Source organism: Streptomyces sp. MS19, from assembly GCF_047200595.1.
Classification (GTDB): domain Bacteria; phylum Actinomycetota; class Actinomycetes; order Streptomycetales; family Streptomycetaceae; genus Streptomyces.
The window spans coordinates 83,253-108,334 of record NZ_JBJZOH010000010.1; the positions used below are offsets into that span (position 1 = coordinate 83,253).

The 25,082-nt window shown below is 73.9% G+C and carries 20 protein-coding genes and 1 pseudogene; 8 read left to right on the plus strand and 13 right to left on the minus strand.

The annotated features are described in order from the left end of the window. The first annotated feature begins 78 nt into the window (after nt 1-78). The gene (locus tag ACL02R_RS13170; RefSeq protein WP_412797059.1) at nt 79-633 is read left to right on the plus strand and encodes a peroxiredoxin; all 555 of its coding nucleotides are present in this window, start codon (nt 79-81) and stop codon (nt 631-633) included. Here the strand turns inward: ACL02R_RS13170 and ACL02R_RS13175 are convergent, their stop codons facing one another. The 4 genes from ACL02R_RS13175 to ACL02R_RS13190 all read right to left on the minus strand — a co-directional run bounded on the left by ACL02R_RS13175 (nt 634) and on the right by ACL02R_RS13190 (nt 6,211). Next, nucleotides 634-2,487: a SpoIIE family protein phosphatase gene (locus tag ACL02R_RS13175; RefSeq protein WP_412797060.1), complete on the minus strand. Its 1,854-nt coding sequence runs from the start codon at nt 2,485-2,487 to the stop codon at nt 634-636. Between the two features lie 110 nt (nt 2,488-2,597). Then, on the minus strand, nt 2,598-3,329 hold the full coding sequence (locus ACL02R_RS13180; protein ID WP_412797061.1) for a DUF402 domain-containing protein: 732 nt from the start codon (nt 3,327-3,329) through the stop codon (nt 2,598-2,600). A gap of 56 nt (nt 3,330-3,385) precedes the next feature. Then, complete coding sequence (locus ACL02R_RS13185) at nt 3,386-4,780, minus strand: class II fumarate hydratase (protein WP_412797062.1); 1,395 nt, start codon at nt 4,778-4,780, stop codon at nt 3,386-3,388. 24 nt (nt 4,781-4,804) lie between these two features. Then, nucleotides 4,805-6,211, minus strand: a complete 1,407-nt coding sequence (locus ACL02R_RS13190; protein WP_412797063.1) for a serine/threonine-protein kinase — start codon at nt 6,209-6,211, stop codon at nt 4,805-4,807. 166 nt (nt 6,212-6,377) lie between these two features. Between ACL02R_RS13190 and ACL02R_RS13195 the strand changes: the two genes are divergently transcribed. Then, entirely contained in the window at nt 6,378-8,144 is a 1,767-nt protein-coding gene (locus tag ACL02R_RS13195; protein ID WP_412797064.1) for a hypothetical protein, read from the plus strand. Nucleotides 8,145-8,358: 214 nt separating this feature from the next. Here ACL02R_RS13195 and ACL02R_RS13200 read toward each other — a convergent pair whose 3' ends face one another. The 4 genes from ACL02R_RS13200 to ACL02R_RS13215 all read right to left on the minus strand — a co-directional run bounded on the left by ACL02R_RS13200 (nt 8,359) and on the right by ACL02R_RS13215 (nt 13,797). Then, nucleotides 8,359-10,707: an FtsX-like permease family protein gene (locus ACL02R_RS13200; RefSeq protein ID WP_412797065.1), complete on the minus strand. Its 2,349-nt coding sequence runs from the start codon at nt 10,705-10,707 to the stop codon at nt 8,359-8,361. After that, nucleotides 10,704-11,399, minus strand: a complete 696-nt coding sequence (locus ACL02R_RS13205) for an ABC transporter ATP-binding protein (RefSeq protein WP_412797066.1) — start codon at nt 11,397-11,399, stop codon at nt 10,704-10,706. Before ACL02R_RS13205 ends, ACL02R_RS13200 begins: the two co-directional genes overlap by 4 nt. Continuing rightward, entirely contained in the window at nt 11,396-11,920 is a 525-nt protein-coding gene (locus tag ACL02R_RS13210; RefSeq protein ID WP_412797067.1) for a PadR family transcriptional regulator, read from the minus strand. The genes ACL02R_RS13205 and ACL02R_RS13210 overlap by 4 nt, the downstream gene beginning before the upstream one ends. Before the next feature lie 338 nt (nt 11,921-12,258). Then, on the minus strand, nt 12,259-13,797 hold the full coding sequence (locus ACL02R_RS13215; protein WP_412797068.1) for an MFS transporter: 1,539 nt from the start codon (nt 13,795-13,797) through the stop codon (nt 12,259-12,261). Nucleotides 13,798-13,860: 63 nt separating this feature from the next. On the opposite strand from ACL02R_RS13215, the gene ACL02R_RS13220 reads away from it, so the two are divergent. From ACL02R_RS13220 to ACL02R_RS13230, 3 genes are read left to right on the plus strand one after another with little or no spacing between them, the layout of a single operon-like run. Further along, nucleotides 13,861-14,835, plus strand: coding sequence for a helix-turn-helix transcriptional regulator (locus ACL02R_RS13220; protein ID WP_412797069.1), 975 nt, complete (start codon nt 13,861-13,863; stop codon nt 14,833-14,835). Between the two features lie 26 nt (nt 14,836-14,861). Beyond that, the gene (locus ACL02R_RS13225; RefSeq protein ID WP_412797070.1) at nt 14,862-15,734 is read left to right on the plus strand and encodes an NAD-dependent epimerase/dehydratase family protein; all 873 of its coding nucleotides are present in this window, start codon (nt 14,862-14,864) and stop codon (nt 15,732-15,734) included. 45 nt (nt 15,735-15,779) lie between these two features. Further along, nucleotides 15,780-16,967 carry a PLP-dependent aminotransferase family protein gene (locus ACL02R_RS13230; protein ID WP_412797071.1) on the plus strand — a complete coding sequence of 396 codons (1,188 nt, stop codon included), beginning with the start codon at nt 15,780-15,782 and terminating at the stop codon, nt 16,965-16,967. On the opposite strand, the gene ACL02R_RS13235 is transcribed toward ACL02R_RS13230, so the two are convergent. The 4 genes from ACL02R_RS13235 to ACL02R_RS13250 all read right to left on the minus strand — a co-directional run bounded on the left by ACL02R_RS13235 (nt 16,968) and on the right by ACL02R_RS13250 (nt 21,278). Then, nucleotides 16,968-17,564 carry a hypothetical protein gene (locus tag ACL02R_RS13235; RefSeq protein WP_412797072.1) on the minus strand — a complete coding sequence of 199 codons (597 nt, stop codon included), beginning with the start codon at nt 17,562-17,564 and terminating at the stop codon, nt 16,968-16,970. Next, nucleotides 17,554-19,776 (minus strand): hypothetical protein, encoded by a 2,223-nt coding sequence (locus ACL02R_RS13240; protein WP_412797073.1) that lies wholly within the window; start codon nt 19,774-19,776, stop codon nt 17,554-17,556. The genes ACL02R_RS13235 and ACL02R_RS13240 overlap by 11 nt, the downstream gene beginning before the upstream one ends. Further along, nucleotides 19,770-20,204: a hypothetical protein gene (locus ACL02R_RS13245; RefSeq protein ID WP_412797074.1), complete on the minus strand. Its 435-nt coding sequence runs from the start codon at nt 20,202-20,204 to the stop codon at nt 19,770-19,772. The genes ACL02R_RS13240 and ACL02R_RS13245 overlap by 7 nt, the downstream gene beginning before the upstream one ends. 81 nt (nt 20,205-20,285) lie before the next feature. After that, nucleotides 20,286-21,278 carry an extracellular solute-binding protein gene (locus tag ACL02R_RS13250; protein WP_412797075.1) on the minus strand — a complete coding sequence of 331 codons (993 nt, stop codon included), beginning with the start codon at nt 21,276-21,278 and terminating at the stop codon, nt 20,286-20,288. Between the two features lie 107 nt (nt 21,279-21,385). Between ACL02R_RS13250 and ACL02R_RS13255 the strand changes: the two are divergent. From ACL02R_RS13255 to ACL02R_RS13265, 3 genes and pseudogenes are all read left to right on the plus strand, one after another. Further along, nucleotides 21,386-22,033: pseudogene (locus ACL02R_RS13255) on the plus strand (acyltransferase); the annotation flags it as partial. Between the two features lie 761 nt (nt 22,034-22,794). Next, nucleotides 22,795-23,232: a hypothetical protein gene (locus tag ACL02R_RS13260; protein WP_412797076.1), complete on the plus strand. Its 438-nt coding sequence runs from the start codon at nt 22,795-22,797 to the stop codon at nt 23,230-23,232. A 157-nt stretch (nt 23,233-23,389) separates the two neighbouring features. Continuing rightward, entirely contained in the window at nt 23,390-24,178 is a 789-nt protein-coding gene (locus tag ACL02R_RS13265) for an SAM-dependent methyltransferase (RefSeq protein ID WP_412797143.1), read from the plus strand. A gap of 22 nt (nt 24,179-24,200) precedes the next feature. Here the strand turns inward: ACL02R_RS13265 and ACL02R_RS13270 are convergent, their stop codons facing one another. Continuing rightward, nucleotides 24,201-25,082 carry a helix-turn-helix domain-containing protein gene (locus tag ACL02R_RS13270; RefSeq protein WP_412797077.1) on the minus strand — a complete coding sequence of 294 codons (882 nt, stop codon included), beginning with the start codon at nt 25,080-25,082 and terminating at the stop codon, nt 24,201-24,203.

Below are 25,082 nucleotides of genomic sequence, written 5' to 3' on the forward strand. Positions count from 1 at the left end.
GGAGGGCGACGATCCGTGACGGGTGTGGCACGGTATGCGACAAACCTTTCGTGCACCGCGCCCCGAGGAGGCCCCGCCGTGCTGACCGTCGGCGACCCGTTCCCCCCGTTCGACCTCCCCGCCTGCGTCTCGCTTGAGCCTGGCCAGGAGTTCACCAGGATCACCGAGAAGACCCACGCGGGCGCGTGGAAGGTCGTCTTCGCCTGGCCCATGGACTTCACCTTCGTCTGCCCGACCGAGATCGCCGCCTTCGGCGGGATGGCGCAGGAGTTCGCCGACCGGGGCGCCCAGGTCCTCGGCCTGTCGCTCGACTCGGAGTACGTCCACCACGCGTGGCGCCGCGAGCACCCCGACCTGCGGCACCTGCCGTTCCCGATGCTGTCGGACGTACGGCGCGAGCTGTGCGCCGCGCTCGGCGTCCTCGGCCCCGACGGGCTGCCGCAGCGGGCCGTCTTCCTCGTGGACCCACAGGACGAGATCCGCTTCGCGATGGTCACGGCCGGGACGGTCGGCCGGAACCCGCAGGAGGTCCTGCGGGTGCTCGACGCGCTCCAGAGCGACGGGCTGACGCCCTGCGGGTGGACGCGCGGCGAGCCCGTCCTCGACCCGGACGCGCTGCTCGCCGGGACCTGATCAGGCCGCCTGCGTCGCCATCTCGAACCAGACGACCTTGCCGGTGCTCAGCCGTGTCGCGCCCCAGCTCCGCGCCAGCCGCTGCACCAGGTAGAGGCCGCGGCCGCCCTCGTCGGCCGGGCCGGCCTGGCGCAGCCGCGGCAGCTGGGGCACGTCGTCGCCCACCTCGCAGCGCAGCACGTCGGTGCGCAGCAGCCGGACGGTGACGGGCCGTTCCGCGTACCGCACGGCGTTGGTGACGACCTCGCTGACCAGCAGCTCCACCGTGTCCTCGATGTCGAGCAGGTCCCAGCGGGCCAGGCTCTCGCGGACGAGGCGGCGCGCCTCGCGGACCGACTGGGCGCGCGGGTCGAGGCGGAGGAACGCGTTGGCCTCCGGCGCGATGCCCTCGAAGCGGGCGGCCAGCAGGGCGATGTCGTCGTCGCGGTCGCCGGGGCCGACGATGTCGAGGATCTCGTCGCACATCGGTTCAAGGGGCAGCGCCGCGTCGGGGCGGGTCAGCCGGGAGATCTCGGCGAGCTTTTCGCGCAGCTGCTCCACGCCCGTCCACACGTCGCGCGTACGGGACTCGACGAGGCCGTCCGTGTAGAGGACGAGGGTGGCGCCCGCCGGGGCGTCGAACTCGACGGTCTCGAAGTCCACGCCGCCGACGCCGATCGGCGCGTTGGGCGGCATCTGCACCAGCTCGGTGGAGCCGTCCACGTGGAGGAGGACGGGCGGCGGGTGGCCCGCGTTGGCGGCCTTGATGCGGTGGGCGACCGGGTCGTAGACGGCGTAGAGGCAGGTCGCCATCCGGTCGGTGCCGAGCCGCTGGGCCTGCTCGTCCAGGTGGTGCAGGACCTCCTGGGGCGGCAGGTCGAGCCCGGCGAGTGTCTGCACCGTCGTGCGCAGCTGGCCCATGATGGCGGCGGACGTGGTCGAGTGGCCCATCACGTCGCCGACGACGAGCGCCACGCGGCTGCCGGGCAGGGGGATCGTGTCGTACCAGTCGCCGCCGACGCGGGCGGACTGGGCGGCGGGCAGGTAGCGGCTCGCGAGGCGGACGCCGGTCGGCTCCGGCAGGTCGTCGGGGAGCATGGTGCGCTGGAGTTCGTCGGCGATGGACGCCTCCCGCCCGTACAGCACCGCCTTGTCCACGCCGAGCGCGGAGTGGGTGGCGAGCTGCGCGGCGACCTGGAGGTCCTCCTGTTCGAACGATTCACGATCGGGTGTGCGGAGGAAGACGGCCGCGCCGATCACCCGCCGCCGGCCGCGCAGCGGCGCGACGATGACGCGGCGGCCCTCCGGCAGGTCGGTGGCGCCGGTCAGTTCGCGCATCGCGGCGCGCGGCACCTGCGAGTCGGTGAAGACGGGCCTGACGCCGCGCAGCACCTCGGCCAGCGGCCCGTTCCCCCTGACCTCGACCTGCGGCATCGCCTCGCCGAGCAGCGGCGGGAGCGCGGGCGGGCGCTCGGCGGGGCGGGCGCCGCCGAGGTACATGTGCTCGGGGATGCGGTCGCTGCGGCGCAGCTTGAGCACCCACGGCGTGACCGGCTGCTCGTCGCCGACCGGCAGCGGGTGGCGCAGGTAGACGAGGATGACGTCCGAGAACGTCGGCACGGACGACCGGCACAGGCCGAGCACGATCTCGTCCAGGTCCATGCCGCGCGCGATGCGGCGCGTGGCCGACCCCACGAACCGCAGCCGGTCGGACTCCGCGATGCCGCCGCCGAGGCCCTCCCCGGCGACGGGCCCGACGGGCGGATGCTCCGCGGGGGCGGACTCGGAGCGCGCGTGCGGCAGCGTCCGGCTCTCGGCGAAGGTGGTCAGGTCCGCCGTGCGAGCCACGGGCTGCGAGGGGGTCGGGTCCGTCACGAGAGGATGTCCATCCAGGCTGGAACTGCGGAAACTGGGGCGCGTGGTGGGGGTGTTGTGCAGTTGTGCGGTCGTGGGGACCGATCCTACGGGCGGCGCGGGGGGTCGTATCAAGAGGCTCGGGGATGATCCGGCATCCGGCGGGCCTGCCGCGGGCCGGTGAGCGCGGGGCGCGCGCGGTCCCAGTCGGCGGGCAGCTGGGGCGTGCGCCAGCGTGGATCGGGGCGCCAGGACGGCCAGTTGTCGGAGAACGGCGGGCCCCAGGCGGTGACGAGCCGCGCGGCCTCGCGGGCCGCGGCGCCGATCGTGGCCGCCTGCCCCGCGTCGAGCAGCCCGGCCTGCTGCGCCTGGGCGAACTCGTCCTCGTCCCGCCACTCCCAGCTGCGGTCGGGGTAGACGGCGATGTCGAGGAAGTGGTCCTCGGAGTCGATGCCGCCGGGCCAGCGGCTCCTGGGCTCCTCCAGGTTGAGGTACCAGTTCTTGAAGCGCCAGCCGCGGTCCCAGAACAGCCAGACGGACCACGGCTCGGCGGGTCTCGCGAGCTTCAGCACGCCCGCGCCGAACCAGCGGGAGCGCACGGTCGTGCGCGGCTTGGTGTAGCGGGTCGCCAGCGGCTCCAGGTGCACCGGCGTGCCGTCGGCCAGCTCCGGCTTGATGCACTCGGTGCCGGGCGCGAGCCAGACGGCGAGGAGGTCGGGGCTGTCCTGGACAACGGTCACGGGCCGGCAGATGTGGAAGCGCCCGGCGGTGCCTCCCGCGCCGTTCGCGCGGTAGCGCCACAGGATGTGGTCGCCGGGTCGCCACGGATGCGCGCCGCCGTTCCGCTCAGTTCCCGTTGTCATCTACACATGGTATGGGCGACGCCACGGACAGCGGGCGCATCCGGCCGACAAGTACGTCAGGGGCGCGTCATCCGCAGGACGTCCAACGCCTCGTCCAACTGTTCGAGGGTGAGGTCGCCGCGCTCCACGTAGCCGCCGTCGAGGACGGCCTCGCGGATGGTCTTGCGCTCCTTGAGGGCGCGCTTGGCGACCTTCGCGGCCTCCTCGTAGCCGATGTAGCGGTTGAGGGGCGTGACGACGGACGGGGAGGACTCGGCGTACTCGCGGGCGCGCTCGGCGTTCGCGGTGATGCCGTCCACCGTGCGGTCGGCGAGGAGGCGGGAGGCGTTGCCCAGGAGGCGGATCGACTCCAGCAGGTTCTTCGCGATGACGGGCAGCATGACGTTCAGTTCGAAGTTGCCCGCCGCGCCCGCCGTGGTGACGGTCACGTCGTTGCCGATCACCTGGGCGGCGACCATCAGGACGGCCTCGGGGATGACCGGGTTGACCTTGCCCGGCATGATCGAGGAGCCCGGCTGGAGGTCGGGCAGGGCGATCTCGGCCAGACCCGTGCGGGGGCCGGAGGACATCCAGCGCAGGTCGTTGCAGATCTTGGTGAGGGACACGGCGATCGTGCGCAGCTGGCCGGACGTCTCCACCAGGCCGTCGCGGGCGCCCTGGGCCTCGAAGTGGTCGCGGGCCTCGGTCAGCGGCAGGCCGGTGACGCGGGCGACCTCGGCGATGACGGCGGCGGAGAAGCCGGGCGGGGTGTTGATGCCGGTGCCGACCGCGGTGCCGCCGAGAGGCAGTTCGGCGAGGCGCGGCAGGGAGGCGTTCAGGCGCTCGATGCCGTACCGGATCTGCGCCGCGTAGCCGTCGAACTCCTGGCCCAGGGTGACGGGCGTGGCGTCCATGAGGTGGGTGCGGCCCGACTTGACGACGCCGGAGAACTCCTGGCCCTTGCGCTCCAGCGCCTCGGCGAGGTGCGCCAGCGCCGGGATCAGCTCGCCGGTGACGGAGCCGGTGGCGGCGATGTGGATGGAGGAGGGGAAGACGTCGTTGGACGACTGGCTCGCGTTGACGTGGTCGTTGGGGTGGACCGGGCGGCCGAGGCGCTCGGTGGCGAGGGTGGCCAGCACCTCGTTGGTGTTCATGTTCGAGGAGGTGCCGGAACCGGTCTGGAAGACGTCGATCGGGAAGTGCGCGTCCCAGGCGCCGTCCGCGACCTCGCCGGCGGCGGCGGCGATGGCCTCCGCCATGTCCTTGTCGATGACGCCCAGCTCGGCGTTGACGGTCGCCGCGGCGGCCTTGACGCGGGCGAGGGCGGCGATGTGCGCGCGCTCGATGCCCTGACCGGAGATGGGGAAGTTCTCCACGGCCCGCTGGGTCTGCGCACGCCACTTCGCGTCCGCCGGGACCCGCACCTCGCCCATGGAGTCGTGCTCGATGCGGAATTCGTTGCTACCACTCATGGGGAGGAATCTACCGGGAGGGCTTCAGCCCAGAGTGATGCGCTTCCCCTGGAGGGCCCGGCGGGCTCGGCGGGTGCGGCGCGCGCCGTGTTCGCGGAGCAGCAGCGCGGCCACGTCGCGTGCGGTTCCGGTGGGGTCGAGCAGGCCCAGGCGGACGCAGGCACGTTCGGTCGGCCAGCCGTCGGGGCCGTGGTAGCGGGCCAGGTCGGGTATCAGCGCGGCCCAGTCGGCGGGGGATGCGGCGGCTTCGGCGGCGGCGAGGCGTTGGCGGAGGGTGGTGGCCTCGCTGGGGGCGTGGCGTACGGAGGAGCGGCGCAGGGGGCGCGGCTCCTGGGTGTCGTGGCTGTTCTCGCTGGTCTCACTGTTCTGGCTGTTCTGGCTGTTCTGGCTGTTCTGGGCGCTGTGGGTGCTGTGGTTGTCGGGAGCGGGCGTACGCGGGTCCCGCGCGCCGGTCGGGCGGGCGTCCTCCGGCAGGGCGGCCGGGCGGGCGTCGGCGGGTGGCACGTCAGGAGCGGGGGCGGGGCCGTTGTACCGCAGGTCGTTCGTCGGGGTGTCGTGGGACGGGCCGTCGGCATACCGTACGGCCAGCTCACGCAGGCGGTCGCGGACTGTGGTCGCGTGGGCCGGGCGGTCGGCGGGGCTCTTGGCGAGGAGGCGCAGCACCAGCGCTTCGATGTCGGCGGGGATGTCGTCGCGCAGTTCGCGCGGGGGTTGCGGGGCCTGGTGCACCTGGCGGTAGAGGACCTGCATCACCGTGCCGCCGGGCGGGAAGACCGTACGGCCGGTGAGCATGCGGTAGAGGACGCAGCCGAGCGCGTACAGGTCGGTCCTGGCGTCCACGGGGTCGCCGAGGCACTGCTCCGGCGCCATGTAGTCGGGGGTGCCGATGGCGGCGCCGGTGGCGGTCAGGGAGCTGCGGTGGCGGTCGCTGAGTCCCTCGGCGAACCGCGCGATACCGAAGTCGAGCAGTTTGACCCGGCTCTGGACCACCATCACGTTGGCCGGTTTCAGATCGCGGTGGATGATGCCGACGCCCGGCGCGTGGGCGGCGGCGAGCGCGTCGGCCATCTGCGCGGCCCACTCCAGCGTGGTCGGCAGCGGGGGCGGCCCTTCGGCGAGGAGCCGGTCGAGGGAGCGGCCCGGCACCATCTCCATGACGAGGAAGACGGTCGGCCTGCCGTCGAGTGCACCGGTGAACAGGTCGTGGACGGTGACGATGTGGGGGTGCGCGAGGCGGGCGATGGCGAGGGCCTCGCGTTCGAGGCGGGCGACGATGTCGTCGTCCGCGGCGCCGCCCTCGGTAGCGGTCTTGACGGCGATGTCGCGCCGCAGCCGCTCGTCGTGGGCGTGCCAGACCTGGCCCATGCCGCCCTCGCCGAGCTTGCGGACGAGGCGGTAGCGGCCTTCGAGTACGTCGCCCGTCGCGACCATGTGTCCCCCGGACCACCCGGCGGTGCGGTCCGCCGGTGGCTGTTGCTGTGTCGGTGCCGGTGTCGGTGCCGGTGCCGGTTCCGCCGGTGCCGGTTCCGCCGGCGCCGTTGTCAGTGGCGCGGCTTAGGATTCCACAGCGAACGGCATCAGGTGAGGGGGGTGCGCGATGCGGAGGCGTTCCGGGGGGCGTGGCGCCGGGCTGATCGGGGCCGTGCTCGCGCCGCTGCTTGCGCTCGGGCTGCTGACCGCGCCCCCGGCGCGGGCGGCCGGGCAGCTCGACGAGGCCGCCGAGGCGCTGGCGGACGGGCCCGGCGTGTGGGTGGCCGACGGGTTCGAGGGCGCGCCGGAGCCGCTGGTGGCGCTGATACGGGCGCGGTACGCGCGGGCGGAGACGCCGGTACGCGTCGCCATGGTCACCGAGGAGCTGGGCGAGGGCGACGCGGCGGCCCAGCAGTTCGCCGCCGCCGTCGGCGAGCCGGGGGCGTACATCGTTCACAGCGAGACCGACGACCCGACCTCCGACTACCCCACCACGGCCTCCCAGTGGACCACCTACGGCGCGGGGTTCACCGGCGAGGAGATGGACGACGAGTACATGGACCGCGTCGGCATAGGCGTGGGCAACTTCCTCCTGAGCCTGCCGGACGCCTTCGACGGCGACCTGTCCCCCGGGGTGTTCGCGCTGTCGGACGAGGAGCCGTTCTTCGTGGACCCGGCGGTGACGGACGTCTTCCCGTCCGTGGACGCGGCGTCGCTCGCCACCACGTTCGCCGACGCGCGCACGCCGGTGCGGGTCGCGGTCGTGACGGCGCTCGGGGGCGACGAGTCGGCGATCCAGGAGGAGTTGTTCGCGGACCTGCCCGAAGGCGGGACGGGGGTGCTGCTGCGCTGGGAGGACGAGGACTTCTCGGTGACGACCGGCACCAGGGAGGCGCCGTTCGGCGTGGACGACGTGAGCCTCACGGTCGGCGGCATAGGCATCGGCGCGGTCCCGCCCGGGGCGCTCCCGCAGCGGATGGCGCTGCTGGCCGCGCTCCTCGGCCCCGACCCGGTCGAGGTGGCGCGGCAGGCGCTGGCGGACGATCCCGTCTACGTGCACCCGGGGGTGTCGGACGGCGAGACGGGCCAGGAGGAGCTGGACGCGCTGCGGGAGCGGCTGCGGAGCGCGGACCCGTCCGCGCGTGCGGCGTTCATGCCGGAGGGGGTGCTGGAGCTGCGCCTCGGGGAGGACCTGCCGGACAGCGACTCCCCCGAACTGGCCGAGATGTTCGTGCCGGAGGGCGACGGCACCGACGTGGTCGTCTGGACGGTGGACACCGAGTCGGACGCGTACGTGACGGACGTCTCGGCGACGGGCGACTCGTCGTTCGTGGAGGCGACGGAGTGGACGTGGGGCGAGACCCCCGCCATATCCGGGCCGTTGGAGGAACTGCTCACCGAACTGGGGGACGACGGGGGCGGCCCCGGCCCCGCGCTGCCCGGCGCGGCGGGCGACACGGGGCAGCCGCGGATCTACCTGCTGGTCGTGCTCGCGATGGGCGCCCTGTGGCTGGTGCCGCTGCTGGCGGCCAACTCGACGCGCCGCAGGCGCCGGATACGGGCGACGGCCAGGTGGCGGCGGCGCCTGGCGCGGTTGCCCGCGAGCCAGGCGCGCGGGGAGCAGGAGCGCGCCGATGTCGCGGCGGTGGCGGTCTGGCGTGACCTGGTGGCGCTGGGCGACGACCTCGCCCGGGTCGCCGCGCCGCAGAATCCCACCAGGCTGCGGGCGTTGCAACGGCTGCGCAGTGAGTACGAACGCATGCTCACGGCGCACGACGAGGCGATGACGTGGCACGAGATAGCGGTCGTGCGGGCGGACGCGGAACGGCTGCGGCGCGCACTGACCGTGTGGCTGCGCACCACCGACGCACGGCGGTCCGCCCCCGTGGCCTGAGGCCGGGACCGCCTCGACCACGCGGCCACGGTCACTGCCACACACCGGGCCGGAGCCGTCCGGACCCGTCGGCCGACTCCCGTCCGGCGGGTGCGCCATGCCCCGGGGAGGCCGGACCGGATCGCCCGCCAGGAACGGGCCCGTGCTGCCGCGCACGGCCGCCCGCCCGCGCCCCCGGCCGTTGGGGGGCGGGGGGCGCGGGCGGGCGGGGAGGTCACTCCGTGCGGAGGCCGTCCGGGCGCATCATCCGCCACAGCGGCGGCAGGCTCGCCAGCGTCACCAGGGCGATGACCCCGGCACCGGCGCCCGCCATGGGCCAGAAGAAGAACCAGCTGCCCACCGGCAGGTCCACCATCGCCAGCAGAATCGCGCCGAGCCCCGTGCCGACGAGCGACGCCAGCAGCAGCCCGAGCACCACGGGCACCGCCGACTGCCACAGCACCGAGACGCCCAGCGTCCCGCGGCGCGTGCCGAAGGCGACCAGGACCGACAGCAGCCGCCTGCGCTCCCGCAGTTGCTCGATCGTGGTGACGACCATGCTCAGCCCGATGATCCCCATCACGCCGGTGGCGCCGACGAGCAGGCCCTGCTTGATGCTCCGGAAGCGCTCGGGCTGCCGCTCGCTCTCCATCTCCCAGACGGAGGTGTCCAAGCCGTGGCCCCAGACGACGTTCCTGACCCGTTCGCCGGCGTCCGGGTCGGCTTCGTCGACGCGCACGAGGACGCGGCTCATCGGGTCGAGCAGCACGCGCTGGTCGAACGCCCCGGGCGTGGCGAGGACTCCGGCGGTCACCCCACCGCCCGGGTCGCCGGACGCGTGGACGACCGGCGCGTCCGCCGGGACGGTCCAGGTGTCCGGCGTGCCGGTGAAGGCGAGTTCCTGCCCCGGGTCGGGACGGGCGGCGCCGCCGCCCTGGTAGGCGAAGTCGGAGAGGAAGACGTCGCCGTCCTCGCAGGAGTCGAGCGCCACCAGCTGCCGCAGCACCGCGCAGTCGGCGATCGTGAAGTCGAACATCCCGGCGTCCGTCTCGACGCCCCATCCCACGACCGCGCCGTACACCGCCGCCACGCCCGGCTGGGCGCCGAGGTCCGCCGTCAGCCGCTCCGGCTCCCCCGGTCCGGGTGCCGGCACGGTGACCTCGAACTGCGCCCCGCTCGGGTCACGGCCGGTGTCGAACGTCTGCTCCTCGTCCACCCCCGCCAGCAGCATCAGCAGCGCCGTGGCGCCCGCGACGGCGACGGTGATGCCGCTCACCGCCCGCGCGGCCGGGCCGCTGCTCAGCTGGAGGCGGCGCATGGCCAGCTGCCACGCGACCGGGCCGCGGTGCAGCCGGGCGACGACCCGTTCGACGACCCAGGGCAGGACGACGGTCGTGCCGACGAGCAGCAGGACGACACCCGCCGTGGCCTGGGTCAGCGTGACGTCGTCCGCCGCCTCGTACGTGAAGGCCAGCGGGACGAGCAGCAGCGCGCCCAGCACGCCGGGCACAAGCCGCCAGCCGAGCCGCCGCCCGCGCGCCGCGCCCTCCCGTACGACGCCGAGCGGCTCGATCACGACGCCGCGCAGCGCGAAGAGCGTCACGGCGACGGCCGAGGCGGGCACGGCGAGGACGATCAGCAGGCCGAGCACCGGCGAGGGCCTGATGTCGGACGCGTACCCCGACTCGCCCCACACGCTGACGTCCCCCAGCAGCCCCCGGCCCGCGAAGAAGAACACGCCGCCGACGAGGAGGCCGAGCAGCGCGCCGGTCATCGCCTCGCCGGCCGCGACGCGCCGCGTCGTCGTCGTGTCGGCCCCGACGAGCCGCAGGGCCGCGAGCCGCCGGTCGCGCCGTTCGCCGCCGAAGCGGACCGCGGTGGCGATGAACACGGCGACGGGCATCAGCAGGACGACGCAGATGATGAGGATCAGCAGGGTCAGCGTCGGCCCGAGGGGTTCGCCGGCCATGCTCTCGATCCACGCGTCGGTGCGGGGCGTCTCCTCGGGGAGGTCGTCGGTGCCCACGTAGAAGTACAGCTCGCCGGGGCCGACGAGGCCCTCGCGCCCGATGGTGCCGACGATGTCGTCGCCGAGCCGGTCGGCGAGCAGCGCGCCGTCGTCGGAGGCGAGGAGGCGGCCGAGCGCCGGGGAGACGAGGAGTTCGCCCGGCCCCGGCCAGCGGTCGGTGCCGGGCGGCAGGGTCGCGGTGCTGTCGGCGGGAGCGGCGTCGGTCTGGACCGCGAGGCCGTCGATGCGGTCGCCGTGGTACTCGGTGCCCATGTCGCGAAAACGGAACGTGTCCTGGCCGGGCGTCATCTCGCCCGTTCCCCACTGGGGCACCCGCGCGTCCTGCCGGTCGGCGCGGGCGGAGAGCATTCCGGGGATGGACGCGGCGAGCAGCAGGACGGCGACGCCGAGGCCGACGCCGACGGCGGTCAGCGCGGTCCTGATCCAGCCGGACCCGCCGCTCGCCAGCGCGAAGCGCGCCCCCATGCCGAGGTCGCGCCGCCAGCTCGTGCCGCCGTCGGGGCGCTCCGGGCGGTCCTGGCCGGTGGCCCTGATGTCGGTGAGGCCCGCGCTCACGCGGCGCCCGCCATGTCCCGGGCGCGCCCGTCGCGGACGACGACCTCGCGGTGGGAGTACGCGGCGACGCGCGACTCGTGCGTCACCAGGACGACGGCGGTGCCGGTCTCCTGGGCGGCGGCGACGAGCAGTTGCATGACGCGTTCGCCGTTCAGGGAGTCGAGGGCGCCGGTCGGCTCGTCCGCGAACAGGACGCGCGGGTCGTTCACCAGTGCCCGCGCCACGGCGACGCGCTGGCCCTGGCCGCCGGAGATCTGGCCGGGGCGGTGGTGGCGCACGTCCTGGACCTCAAGGCGCGCCAGCCACTCGGTCGCGCGCCGTTCCGCCTCCTTGCGCGGGGTGCCGGTCAGCCGCAGGGGCAGCGCGACGTTCTCGGTGCATGTCAGCTCGGGCACGAGCTGGCCGAACTGGAAGACGAAGCCGAAGTCCGTGCGGCGCAGCGCGCTGCGCTCGGCGTCGGAGAGGCCGCCGAGGTCGCGGCCGGCGTACCGGATCTCGCCGCTGTCGGGCGGGACGATGCCGGACAGGCAGTGCAGGAGCGTCGACTTGCCGGAGCCGGAGGGGCCCATGACGGCGACGATCTCGCCCGCCCTGATGGTGAAGTCGGCGCCGCTGAGGGCGGGCGTCGCGCCGTAGGTCTTGTGGACGTCCGTCGCCGTGAGGAGGGCGGGGGCGGTGTGCGGGTGGTTCACGGTCGGACCTCCGAGGCGAGCCGGTCCAGGCGGGCGGCGGTGAGTTCGAGCCAGCGCAGGTCGGCTTCGAGGTGGAACAGGGCGTGGTCGCAGATCAGCTGGTCGGCCAGGTCGCCGCCCGCCTTGCGCGCGGTCAGCTCGCGCATGAGGCGGAGGTGCTCGGCGCGCTGGACGTCGAGCAGCGCGTCGGCGTCGCGGCCGGTGAGCAGGGCGAGGACGACCTTGGTGTACAGGACGCTCTGAAGGTACGGCTCGGGCTTCTCGGCGCGCGCGAGCCAGCCGGCCACGTCGGTGACGCCCTCGGCGGTGATGGCGTACCGCTTGCGCTCGGGGCCGCCGCCGGGCTCGACACCGTCCACCTCCACGAGCCCGTTCTTCAGCAGGCGGGACATCGTCGAGTAGACCTGCCCGTAGTGCAGGGAGCGGTCGTGGCCGAAGTGGGAGTCGAAGGCGCGCTTGAGGTCGTACCCGTGGCGCGGTCCCGCCTCCAGGAGGCCGAGCAAGGTGTGGCTGATGGACATGCCCCGCACTATACACACGATGTATAAACCTCGTGTATAGCAGGAGCGTATACGCCCTGAGCTGCCGCTTTCCCCGAACGGCCGCCCGCCGCCCGGACGATGGCCCGCCACGGCACGCCCACAGCACGGATCGGCACCGGAGAGGCAACGCCGCATACCGCCCCTGCGTCCGATCATCTAGCGTGGGAGAGCTTCACGACGGCGACAGGTGGACGGGGGCGTGGCGTGGACGACCGACCGACGCCGGAGCCGGACAGAGCGGGCGGACCCGTCGGCGGGGGGGGGGTGGGGGGGGGGGGGGGGACCCCCCCCCCCCCCCCCCCGCCCGCGCCCGTCCGTCACACCGCCGCCGCGACCCGTTCCGCCCCGGCGGGCGCCTCCGCCGGCACCTCCGCCGGAACGGCCGCCTCCCTGGCCCGGCGCGGCAGCAGGAAACCGAGGGCGAACGCCACCACGACCAGCCCCGTCGCGAGCAGCGTCACCTCGCGCTGCGCGTCCACGAACCCGTCGACCACCGTCCGCACCCCGCCGTCCGCACCGGCACCCGCGCCCGCGCCCGCGCCCGCGCCCGCGCCAAGACCCGAGAAGAACACCGTGCCGAGCACCGCGACCCCCAGGCTGGCCCCCGCCTGCTGGAACGACTCCAGCAGCCCCGACGCCGACCCGACCTCGTGGTCCCGCACATCCCCCAGCACCACGTCGAACAGCGGCACGAAGATCTGTCCCATCCCGAAGCCGTAGACCAGCAGCGGCAGCGCCAGGTCCCACCGGTCCACGCCGCTCCCGGCCTCCCCGAGCACCATCCACACGGCGAGCTGCCCGACCACCATCAGCGCGAGCCCCAGGTGGAGGATCCGCCGCCCGAGCCGCCCCCTCAGCACCGCCGCGAACCACGAGCCGAAGAACGCGCCCACCGCCAGCGGCGCCATCGCCGTGCTCGCCCGCAGCGGCCCGTACCCGAGCCCGAGCTGGAGGAAGAGCCCCAGCGTCAGCGAGAAGCCGACCACCGCCCCGAAGAACACGACGATGAACCCGACCCCGGACGTGTACGACCGCAGCCGCAGCACGCTCAGCTCGACCAGCGGCGTACGCCCCGCCCTCGCCCGCCGCAGCTGCCGCACCGCGAACCCGGCCAGCGCCACCACCGCGCCCGCCGCCACGGCCCACAGCCACCCGGGCCAGCCCAGCTCACGTCCCTGCACCAGCGGGAAGACCGCGAGGAACATCCCGGCCCCCGCGAGCAGCGCGCCGAGACCGTCGAGCCGCAGCCCCGGCCGCCCCGCGCCCCGCGGCAGCGCCCGCGCCCCGGCGACCAGCGAGAACGCGCCGATCGGCAGGTTGATGAGGAAGACCATCCGCCACCCCGTGCCCAGCACGTCGGCGTCCACCAGCACGCCCGCGACGACCGGCCCGAGAATCGTGGCGAGCCCGATGACGGGCCCGAGCGCGCCGAACGCCTTCCCGAGCTCCCGCGGCGGGAACAGGTCCCTGATCAGGCCGAACGACTGCGGGATCAGCACCGCGCCCGCCAGCCCCTGCACCACCCGCGCGGCGATCAGCGACTCGGGCGACCAGGCCAGCGCGCACAGGACCGACGCCGCCAGGAAGCCGGCGATCCCCAGCAGCATGACCCGCCGCCGCCCGTACATGTCGCCGAGCCGCCCGCCGGTCAGCAGCCCCACGGCGAGCGCCAGCGTGTACGCGGCGGCCGTCCACTGGAGGTCGGCCGCCGAGCCGCCCAGGTCGGTCTGGATGGCGGGGCCCGCGACGGTGACGACGGTGCTGTCGAGCAGGTTCATGATCATCGCGGCGAGCACCGCGAACAGGCCGAGCCAGCGGCGGTCCTTGGTCCCCTCGGGGGACGGCTTCGTGTTCATGGGGACCACTCTCCCGGCCATTCAGGAAAGTTCCGTTCCGCTATCGCGTCCGACAATGCACGCATGCTGGAAACCTCCGCACGCCTGCTGCGCCTGCTGTCCCTCCTCCAGACCCCCCGCGACTGGACGGGCGACGACCTCGCCACCCGCCTCGACGTCACGCCCCGGACCATCCGCAACGACGTCGAGCGCCTTCGCCGCCTCGGCTACCCCGTCCACGCCACCCGCGGCCCGGCCGGGGGCTACCGCCTCGGCGCCGGTTCGTCCCTGCCGCCGCTGCTGCTGGACGACGAGGAGGCCGTGGCCGTCACGGTCGGCCTGCGGACGGCGGCGGGCGGCTCCCTTGCCGGGGTGGAGGAGTCGTCCCTGTCCGCCCTCGCCAAGCTGGAGCAGGTCCTCCCCCCGCGGCTGCGCCGCCGTGTCGCCGCGCTCGGCGAGTACACCGTCACCTCGGCCGCCACGCCGGGACCGCGCGTCGCCCCCGACCTGCTGACGCTGCTGGCGGGCGTCTGCCGCGACCGCGAGCGGCTGCGCTTCGACTACCGGACGCACGGCGACGACGCCAGCCGCCGCGACGTCGAGCCGTACCGCCTGGTCAACAGGGGCCGCCGCTGGTACCTGATCGCCTGGGACACGGACCGGGAGGACTGGCGCACGTTCCGCGTGGACCGGATGACGCCCCGCGTGCCGACCGGTCCGCGCTTCACCCCGCGTCCGCTGCCCGAGGAGGACCTCGCGGCGTACGTCGGCCGGGGCGTCCGGGAGGCGCGCGAGCCGTTCACCGCGCGGGTGACGGTGTACGCGCCGGCCGGGACCGTCGTCCAGCGGCTCGGGTACTGGGGGCGCCCCGAGACGGTGGAGCCGCTGGACGGGGAGTCGTGCCGCGTGACGTTCGGCGCGGACTCGCCGGGGTCCATGGCACGCTGGCTCGCCGTCCTGGACGCCGACTTCGACGCCTCCGACAGCCCCGAACTGGCAGCGGCCGTCCGCGAGCAGGCCGCCAGGTACGCCCGCGCGGCGAATCCCGGCAGCGCCTGACGCGCGCCGCGCCTACGCTGACCGCCATGCACCTCTTCGTCGCGGGCGCCGGCGGCGCCGTCGGCCGCTCCCTCGTCCCGCGGCTCCTCGCCGCCGGGCACCGGGTCACCGGCACGTCGCGCAGCGAGGCAGGGGCCGCGCGGCTGCGGGCCGGCGGCGCCGAGGCGGTACAGGTGGACGTCCTGGACGCCGACGCCCTGCGGGACGCGGTCGTCGCGGCGGCGCCCGACGCCGTGCTGCACATGCTCACCGACCTGTCCGGCGCGGACGGCGCCGCCAACAGCAGGCTCCGCCACGAGGGCACCCGCCACCTCGTGGACGCCGCGCGCGCGGCGGGCGTCGGCCGCATCGTCGCGCAGTCGATCGCCTGGGCCTACGCGCCCGGCGCCGACCCGGCCGACGAGTCCGTCCCGCTCGACCTCAACGCCCCCGGGCCGCGCGGCGCGACCGTCGCCGCCGTGGACGCGCTGGAGCGGATGTCGGCCGAGCTGCCGGAGGCCGTCGTCCTGCGCTTCGGCCTGCTCTACGGGCCCGGTACCTGGTATGTCCCGGACGGCGCGGCCGCGGCGGCGCTGCGGGGCGAGCCGGGGCCGCCGTTCCTCGGCAGCGTGACGCCGGACGCGGCGGTCAGCTCCTTCGTGCACGTGGACGACGCGGCGTCCGCCGCCGTCGCCGCGCTGGACTGGCCCTCCGGCCCGGTCAACGTCGTGGACGGCGAGCCCGCCCCGGCCCGCCTGTGGGTGCCGGTCCTCGCCGCCGCCGTGGGTGCGCCGCCGCCGGAGCCCGTGGCGTCGGACGAACGCCCCGGCTGGGCCCGCGGCGCCCGCGCCGACCTCGCGCGCTCCCGGGGCTGGCACCCCGGCCGTCCCACATGGCGGACAGGTTTCTCCGAAGCGTGAAACAATAGCTGGCACCTACACGCACTCGTTCCGTATCCTGTGCCCATGCAGAACCGCGCAGACGTCCCCGCCCTGGCGGCACGCGCCATCGGGGCGCCGGCCTCGCCCATACGTGCACTGCTCGCCCTGACCGCCCGCCCGGAGGTCATCTCCTTCGCCGGCGGACTGCCCGCGCCCGAGCTGTTCGACGCCGAGGGCCTGCGCGCCGCGTACGACCGCGTACTGGCCGAGACCCCGCGCCGCGCCCTCCAGTACTCCACGACCGAGGGCGATCCCGCGCTGCGCCGCGCCGTCGCCGACCGCCTCGCCGGCCGCGGCCTGCCCACGGACCCGGACAGCCTGCTGATCACGGCAGGTTCACAGCAGGCGCTGACGCTGCTGGCCACGACGCTGCTCGACCCGGGCGACACCGTGCTGGTCGAGGACCCGACCTACCTCGCGGCCCTCCAGTGCTTCGCCCTCGCAGGGGCCCGCGCGATACCCGTGCCCACGGACGGCGAGGGCATCGACCCGGCGGCGCTCGCCGAACTGATCGACCGCGAACGCCCCAAGCTGCTCTACACCGTCCCCAACTTCCAGAACCCGACCGGCAACACCCTCTCCGCCGCCCGCCGCCAGGCCATCGCGCGCACCGCCGAACGCCACGGCGTGTGGATCGTCGAGGACGACCCGTACGGCGAGCTGCGCTTCGAGGGCGAGCCGGAGCCGTGGATCTCGGCCTTCCCCGAGGCGACGGACCGCACGGTCCTGCTGGGCAGCTTCTCCAAAATCATGGCGCCCGGCCTGCGGCTCGGCTGGCTGCGCGCACCGGCCGCGCTGCGGCGGCACTGCGCGGTGGCCAAGCAGGCGGCCGACCTCCACAGCTCGACCATCGACCAGGCGGCGGCGGCCCGTTACCTCCTGGACAACGACCTGGACGCCCACCTGGCGCGCGTCCGCGCCGACTACCGCATACGCCGCGACGCCCTCCTCACCGGCCTGCCGGACGCCCTCCCCGACGGCAGCACATGGAACCGCCCGCAGGGCGGCATGTTCGTCTGGGCCCACCTCCCGGCGGGCACCGACGCGACGGCCCTCCTCCCCAAGGCACTCGACCACGACGTGGCCTTCGTCCCCGGCGCCCCCTTCTACGCGGGCACCCCCGACCCCGCGACCATCCGCATGAGCTTCACGGCCCACACGGCCCCGGACATCACGGAGGGCCTGCGCCGCCTGGCCAAGGTCTTCTCCTGATCACTCGCCACCCTCTCCAGCGCCGTACTCGGCACACGGAATCTGGTCGAGAAGCGCGGCCATGTACGGCTGGATGAACTCACTCAGAATTCGCTTCGACTCCTCACCATCCTCCGGGTGCTGCACCTGCACCGCGACCGTAAACGATCTGATGATGGCGCTTTCATCATCTCCAACGGTGCACGGCGCCTTCGCCATGACGAACCCCGGCCACACGAGGGCCTCATACTCGCCCGCCACATTTTCCGCCTCGCTCATGGAATAGTCGAGACCGCGCACAGCGAGGAAGGAGTCGAACTCGGAATCGCCACTCGTTCCGGACATGACGGCGGTTTCCCCGTCAACGCGGTAGGAGCAGTTCAGCCCGGCAGGCACTGCCCCGTCGAATCTTCCCCGGCTCTCCACCTCTCCTCCCGGCGGAAAAATGGGGTCGTAGAGCCCAGTAGGCACCTCGACTCCGCAGAAATTCGAGGGCAAATCGTACTCTCGCGCATTCGACTCGTCGCCCCCGCATGCCGAGAGCAGAACGGCGACACCGACGCAGCCAACGGCGGCCACAGCCTGTCGGCAGCAGGCGGAGAAGAAATTATTGCGCATCGCTGGGAGCCTGCCATTCTGGTGGGGCATTGAAGGATTCCGTCACCTGGAGGGAGACGATGTTGACCAAGGGCCCGATACTGTCGCCTCCAAGACCGGCGGCCTGCCCCGCGATCCGCATGGCCTCTTCAGCTGATAGCCGAGTGGCATCGAGCCCTTCGTCGAACCCGTCGGAGGCATCTTGAGCGGCTTCCGCGCTGGTGTCCCGCTGCATACTGTCGAAAAAAGCGGTGGATAGTTCGTTCACCCCCCACTCAAGAATCGGTCCTGCGACCGGATACCGGTCGCCGAGGCGACCGACGACTTCGTCGATCACCATGCCAGTCCACTCCTCGACGGTCTCCAGTCGCCCGTTGAACTGCGCGTCCGAGGCGACGGCACCTGAGTAAACGGCGTCGGCACGCGCTTCGTTGATGATCCACGCGACTGACGCACCCGGCACCACCGCTGGTCCGACACGGTCTCCCCTCGTAACGGCTTCGGTATCCGGCCGGTTCATGGCGTAGTCCAGCGCAATGGCGGTGTGTGTCTGCTGAGCGGCCGACAGGACGTTGTAGCCTTCGGGATCCGAGGCCAGTGTGCCGAGTAGGGCCGGTAGCTCCATTCCGCTGAAGTCTGCCTCGATCAGCTCAGGCGGGGCCACCTCCACCCGTGCGATCGCCTGCTGCACCTCCGCCATGTACGCCGCGGTCATGCGGGAGAGTTCTGGGCGCATCGTGGCGAAGTCGCCGCCGTCGGCGATGCGTGCGGGGTTCTCGGAGAACTCGCGGACCACCGCCTCCATCACGCGGGCGCCCTCGTCGGTGCGGTTCAGGCCGTCCGTGGTGGGGGGTGCGCCCTGGGGGATACCGGTCGTCGCGGCCTCAAGCGCGGCCGCGAAGCCGGGGCCCGCCGCGTCCGGCAGGGCGGTCGGGCCGCTCGGTGTCGCCATCTCGTAGTGCGACCAGGAGCGTTCGTTCAGCAGGTACTCCAGGCGGTCGTCGCCGCCCGCCGGGTCCAGGTAGGCGGAGGCGACGGCCGGGTCGTGGCTCATGATGCCGAGCAGCCCGTCCAGCGGGTCGAGGGCGAAGCGGTCGAGGTCGTCCGCGTCCAGGCCCTCGACGCCGCCCAGGTCGTCGCCCCTGAGCCGCCAGATGTCCGGGGCGCCGCCCTGCGCCGGGTCCTCGGCCGTCCGTACGCCGTCCGCGAGGTCGTGCAGGAAGCGTTCGCCCCACTCCCCCGGCGGCTCGGTGTCCATCAGGCTGACCAGCAGCTGGTAGCCGCGGACGTCCTGGTCGGTCAGGCCAGGGACCGCGTGCTCCGCGACGCCCGCCTCGTGGAGGTCCGCCAGGAAGCGCGTGTAGAAGCGGCCTTCCTCGCCGCGCGACCACTGGCCGTACGCCGCCGAGCCCGGTTCGAGCAGGGGAACGCGCGTGGCCGTCGCCAGGGCGGCGGCGATGCCGTCGCGCAGGGCGGTGTGCCGGCCGGAGGGGTCGGCGGTGACACGCGCCGCCAGGTCGACCAGTCCGTCCGCACCAAGTCCGGACAGCAGTGTGCGGCTGAACTCGGCGTCGTCCGCGTTCAGTTCGAGCAGCCGCCGCAGTTCGTCCCACTCGGCGCCCGTCAGCTCCTCGCCCTCCGCAACACGGCGCGCCAGTTCCTCGGCGCGGGCGCCGAGCACCTCGTCCACGTCGCTCCGTGCCCCGCCGTTGAAAATGCCCGCGTGCCGGCCGTCACGCCCCTCCGCGACGCGGGCGAGGGCGAGCCGCAGGTTCGTGTCCGCCTCGGCCACGTCGGCGACCGCCCGGTCCACGCGCCGCTGCCACTCGGCGCGGGCGTCGTCCACGTCCGGGTTGCCGGTGCGGTCCAGCGCGTCCAGGACGACTCCGCGCGCGTCCACCAGGAGACCGGCGTCCGCCGCGTCGGCGGCCAGACCGGTGAGGACGGTGCGCAGCCGCAGCAGCTCCGACCTGCCGTCCCGCAGGAGCGCGGACAGCGCACGCGCCTCCGCCTCCGCCGCCTCCAGTTCACCCGCCGTGTCGGAGAACCGCACGTGGGCGCTGTCGGCGGACAAGCCGGTCCACAGCCGCCCGTGCCGCGTCAGTGCGCCGACCTCCCGCGCGTACTCCTCCGCGACACCGGCGTACCCCTCCGCCGCCGTCTCCAGGGCGTCGGCGGCGGACGCGAGAGCCGCCGCGAAGCCGTCGTCGAGGACGTCCGCGTACGTCACCACGGGTGGATCTCCCCGCGCAGCGCGGCCAGGCGGTACGTGATCTCCGCCTCCGTCCCCTGGAAGCCGGACGCCGCCGCCCGCAGCACCACGGCCTCCGCTTCCAACTGGTCACGCAGGTAGCCCGCCTTCCGTGACCAGACCTCCGCCAGGTCACGCAGCCCCGTCGCCGACTCCCAGCCGGACAGCCTGGCCGCGGCCCCCTCCAGCTCCCCGACCGGCGCGTCGCCGACACGCGCCACGTCCGGCACGAGGTCCTGTTCGAGCCGGTCGGCCGCGTCACGCTTGGCGCCGGCGTCCGCCGTCAGCTCAGGACCCGGCACCGTACCGCCCCCCGGTTCCAGACCGTTCAGCCGCGTCCGCGCCACCTCGTCCCGCGCCGCCGCCTGGTAGGCCGCCCACTCGGCGTCGAACGGATCGGTGCTCCCCACGCCCTCCGTACCCACATCCGCTCCCCCTTCTCCTCGCTCCTACCATAAGTGACGCCTCTGACACCGAAGGTGGCGGGGGACTCACCCCTTGACCGCGCCGTCCGTCAAGCCGGAGAGGGCCGTGCGGCGGAACGCCGGCACCAGCACGGCGATGCCCACCGGGATGGTGACGAAGTCGCACCAGCCGCCGAGGCAGCCGTGGCCGTCTGGCCCGCCGCCGTCGAAGCCGGGGCGCGGCATGACGCCGACCCGCCCCGCGACGGGCGAGCCCGCGCCCTCGACCACCCCCAGACGTACGCCCAGTTGCGCAGGGAGACGGCGCGCCCGCCGGTGAACGCGTCGGTGGAGTGCTGCTCCTTGAACGTCGCCACCGCCGCCGGGACCACCCCGCCGGCCGGCGCGTCCTGGAGGAAGCCGAACGCCCGCTCGCCGACCGGGCCGCCGAGCGTCACCCGGCCGCCGGTGGAGTCGAGGGACGGTGCCGCCCGCGTCGGCGTCGCCCGCGCGCCGCACGGCGGTCGCGGCGCGGGCGACCTCCTCCCATGTGCGGGGGACGGCGAGGCCGTGCTTGTCCAGGAGGTCGGCGCGGTAGTGGAGGTACGACTGGTCGCTGTGGAAGGGGAACGCGTACGGCTCGTCCTCGAAGGACCGCGCGCGCACGAGTGCGCCGGGGAAGCCCTCCCAGAACGCGCCCGGCAGCAGCGAACCGAGCGGCAGGGCCGACGCGTTGTACTCGAACTGCGCGGGCCACGCCACGTCCCCCATGTACAAGTCGGGGAACGGCGCGCCGCTCGCGTCGGCGGTGGACAGCGTGGTCCTGGTGATGTCCGTGTTGGCGGGCGCCTCGACGAGGTTGACGCGGATGTCGGGATGCCGCCGGTTGAACGCGCGGACGAGCGTCTCGCGCACGTCCCCGCCGTCCGCCGTGGCCATGCGGAACGACCACCAGTCGAGGGTGACCTCGCCGGTCGGCACCTCGGCGGCGTCGAGGTCGGGGGCGCCGCCCGCGCCCGCGCCGCATCCGGTGCCCGCGGCGAGGAGGTGTCTGCGGCTCAACGACGTGGTGCGCGGCATGGTCCCGCCCCTTCCCGCCCCTTCCCGCCGCCCGCCCACCCCACCGGGTCACCGCGCCGCATCCGGGCGCGGGCCACCTGCGGAGCGTCGGAGGGTACGGTGCCCAGGTGCCGACATTCGCACATACGATCGCACGCTGGCCACGCCGGGCCGCGCAGCGCGCCGTCCAGACAGCGGCGCGCTGGACGCGTGCGGTCGGAGCCGTGACCGCAGAGCATCCAGGACGTCTGCGCTTCGGGGCCATCGGCCCCCACACGCGCCTCGCGTACCCGCAGGGCACGATCTTCGGCGAGCGCTGGATCCGCCTCGGGGCGCACTGCGTGGTCGCCGAACAGGTCACGCTCACGGTGGGTCTCGCACCCGGTCAGGACCTCGGCCCGGAGCCACTGCTGACAGTGGGCGACGGTGCGGTCATCGGCAGGGGCAGCCATGTCGTCGCGGGCGCGAGGGTGACGATCGGCGCGGACTGCTTCATGGGGCCCTACGTCTATGTCACCTCGATCAACCATCGCTACGACGACCCGAGTACGCCGGTCGGGAAGCAGTGGCCGAGCATGGCACCGGTGCGCATCGGTGCGGGGAGCTGGATCGGCACGGGCGCGGTGATACTGCCCGGCGCGGTGGTGGGGCGGAACGCGGTCGTGGCCGCGGGGGCGGTGGTGCGCGGCACGGTGCCGGACCACGCGGTGGTGGCGGGCGTTCCCGCGCGGGTGGTCCGGCGGTGGCTGCCTTCGGCAGGGTGGGAGCCGCCGGTTCCGGGGAGTTTCGGGGGTTCGAAGTGACGGGATGCCGGGCGGAGTTGCATATGCACGTGCAGGGCGGGAAGAAGGTGTCAGCCGGGAAAGGGGGGGCTCACCCGATCGGGTGATGTTCTGCGGTAGGGTCATGCCGCCCGCGCATATGCGGGCTGGTTGTGCCGCGGGTGGTGATGCCGGAATTCCGCCCTCAATACTTCGCTTTTTGACGGTTGTCGCACGAACAGGCGGGTGAGTCCGGTCATTTTTCGTCCATTCACGGTCCCCTGCGTACCTACCCGGAATGGTCCGGGATCGTGGCGGGAAGCAGTCGGGCCGATGCCGTTTTTTGCACGGAACCGATGAACTCCCTGACGCCCGGGGAAGGCTGCGGGTAGCTTTTAGGCTGTACGTACATCCGGGCTGCGAGGATTCAGGTACCGCGGCCCACGCGAAAGGCCCCGGAGGGCCGGCAAGCAAGCCCGGGGTCTTCGATCGAGCCCGAGGGAGGGTGAACATGTCCGACCGGCGCAGCCGATGGCGCTTTCTCCCGCCCACGGCGTGCAACGTCATTCTGCCGGGGTTCGCCCGCCACGAAACCGTTCCGGCACCGCACGCACCCGTCCCTCCTCCCGGGAACGCGACCGGTGCGCGCGCGACCGCCTGAGACGCGGCCCGACGCCCGCGCGACCCCCGTACCGGCGGCGTCCCCCCACACCCGCCCGGCCCGCCCCTCCATCCCCTGCCGCCCGCGGTGATTCTCCCCCCACACAGGAGCGATCATGGTCTTCCGACAACGCCCAGGCGGCACGTTCACCGAGCCAGGACCGGCCCGCACCCGCCTGGACTACCAGGCCTTCCGCGAGCTGCACCACGGCGCGTACTTCCGCTTCGCACAGGCGCGCACCGGTGACGACCACGCCGCCACGTCCCTGGTGGACGCCGCGTTCACCGACCTGGCCGCCATATGGCCCGAGGTCCTGCGCAGCGCCCGGCCCGCCGCGATCGCCTGGTCCGTCCTCGGCCGGCACATCGCCGCACTCAGCACACCCGCCGCACCCGCCGCACCCACCGCCCCGGACACCCCGGCCGCCGCGCACCAGGGGCCCGACCGGTCCGACGCGTTGCTGCTGCACGGGCAACTCGGCCTGTCCGTCAAGGAGACGGCCGAGGTGATGGGCATCGACGAGCCCTCGCTGCGCCTGCTGCTCCGCCCCTGAGCGCCCCCGCTCCCTCCCGTGCCCCCCTCCGCTCCCCCTTCCCCGGCGGCAACGGCGCCCGCCCTGCCGTACAGTGCCGTTCCGAGGGGGTGGCCGTACACGACAGCGGGTCCGTGCCGGGCCCGTCGCGGGGGATACGAGCCAAGGGGAGACACCCATCTCGCACATCGACGTCAACGCGCCGAGCGTCGCCCGGATGTCCGACTACCTGCTCGGCGGCATCGAGAACTACGCGTCGGACCGCGCCGCGTGCGCCCGGCTGCTCGGCCTCGCGCCCAGCACGGCGGCCGTCGTCCGCGACAGCCGCGGCTTCCTGCACCGCGCCGTCCGCGTCCTGGCCGGGGAGCACGGCGTCGAGCAGTTCCTCGACTTCGGCTTCGGGCTCCCCGCCAGGGAGAACGTCCACCAGATCGCCCGCCGTTCCCGCCCCGCGTCGCGCGTCGTCTACATCGACACCGACCCGCTGGCGCTCACCCACGGCCGGACCATCCTGGAGGACGACGAGGGCACGGCCGTCGTCGACCTCGACATGCGGGACACCGACGCGCTCCTCGGCCACCCCGAGGTGGAGCGGCTGATCCGCCCCGACCGGCCGACCGCCGCGCTGTTCGCCGCCGTCCTCCACTGCCTCCCGGACGACAGCGACCCCGGCGGCCTGGTCGCACGTGTCGCGCGGCGGCTCGCGCCCGGCAGCTTCGTCGTCATCTCCCATCTGGTCAGCGACGACGAGGAGTTCCGCGCGCGCACGACCCGCCTCATGGCCGAAGTGACCGGCGGGAGCTGGGGCCGCGTCCGCTCGTCGGCCGAGGTCGGCGCGTACTTCGCGGGAACGGCGCCGCTGCCGCCCGGCCTGGGCGACGTCCGCGGCTGGCGGCCGGACGGCGAGGCCGCGCCCGCCAGGCCAGGCGGCGAGTGGATCAGCTGGGGCGGCGTCGCCCGCGTCTGACCCGGGCACCCGCCACACCGGCTCAGGAGGCGGCGCGGGCGCGCTCCCGGTAGCCCTCGATCGCCTCGTCCAGCAGCTCCCCGCTGCGCCGCCGGTCGGCGGCCACCTGGTTGATCTTGTCGAGCACCACGCGGTACTGCTCGACCTCCGAGGCCCGCGTCACGTAGTGGGCGCTGTCGATGTGCTCGACGTAGACGAGCTGGGACGGGCCGCCGTCCCCGAAGTGCAGCCGCGTGATCGGGTAACTCGGCACGCGGCACGCGCCCTTCTCGAACTCCACGACCCGCACGTGCACGTTCTCCAGGCGGGCGACCTCCCGCAGGTGTTCGAGCTGCGCGCACATCACCCCGGGGCCCCCGACCGGCCGCCGCAGGATGCCCTCGTCCAGCAGCGCGACGACCCGGGGGCGCTGCGGGCTGTGGATCAGCTGCTGCCGGGTCATGCGGAGCGTCACGCGGCGCTCTATGTCGTCGTCGTGCGCGTTCGGCAGCGCGGCCCTGATGACCGACCTGGCGTAGGCGGGCGTCTGGAGCAGGCCGGGCACGACGTGGTTCTCGTACGTGTAGATGCCGACCGCCGCGCCTTCCAGGCCTATCAGGCGGCGCAGGTACTCGGGTGTGACGTCGCTGAACTGCTTCCACCAGGGGCTCTCCTGCGCCTGCCGCAGCAGCGCGCGGATCTCCCTGGCCCGTTCGTCCGAGACGCGGAAGAAGCGGATGAGTTCCTCGATGTCCCGTTCCTTGGGCGGTGAGACGCCGCGCTCCAGGCGGCTGACCTTGGCGACCGAGCCGCGGATCGGCCCGGCCACGTCCTTCAGCGCCAGGCCCTGCTCCTTGCGTAAGAGCCGCAGGTACTCGCCCAGCACGCGCGCCGCGACCTCCGGCCTGCCCTGCTGCCTGGGCAC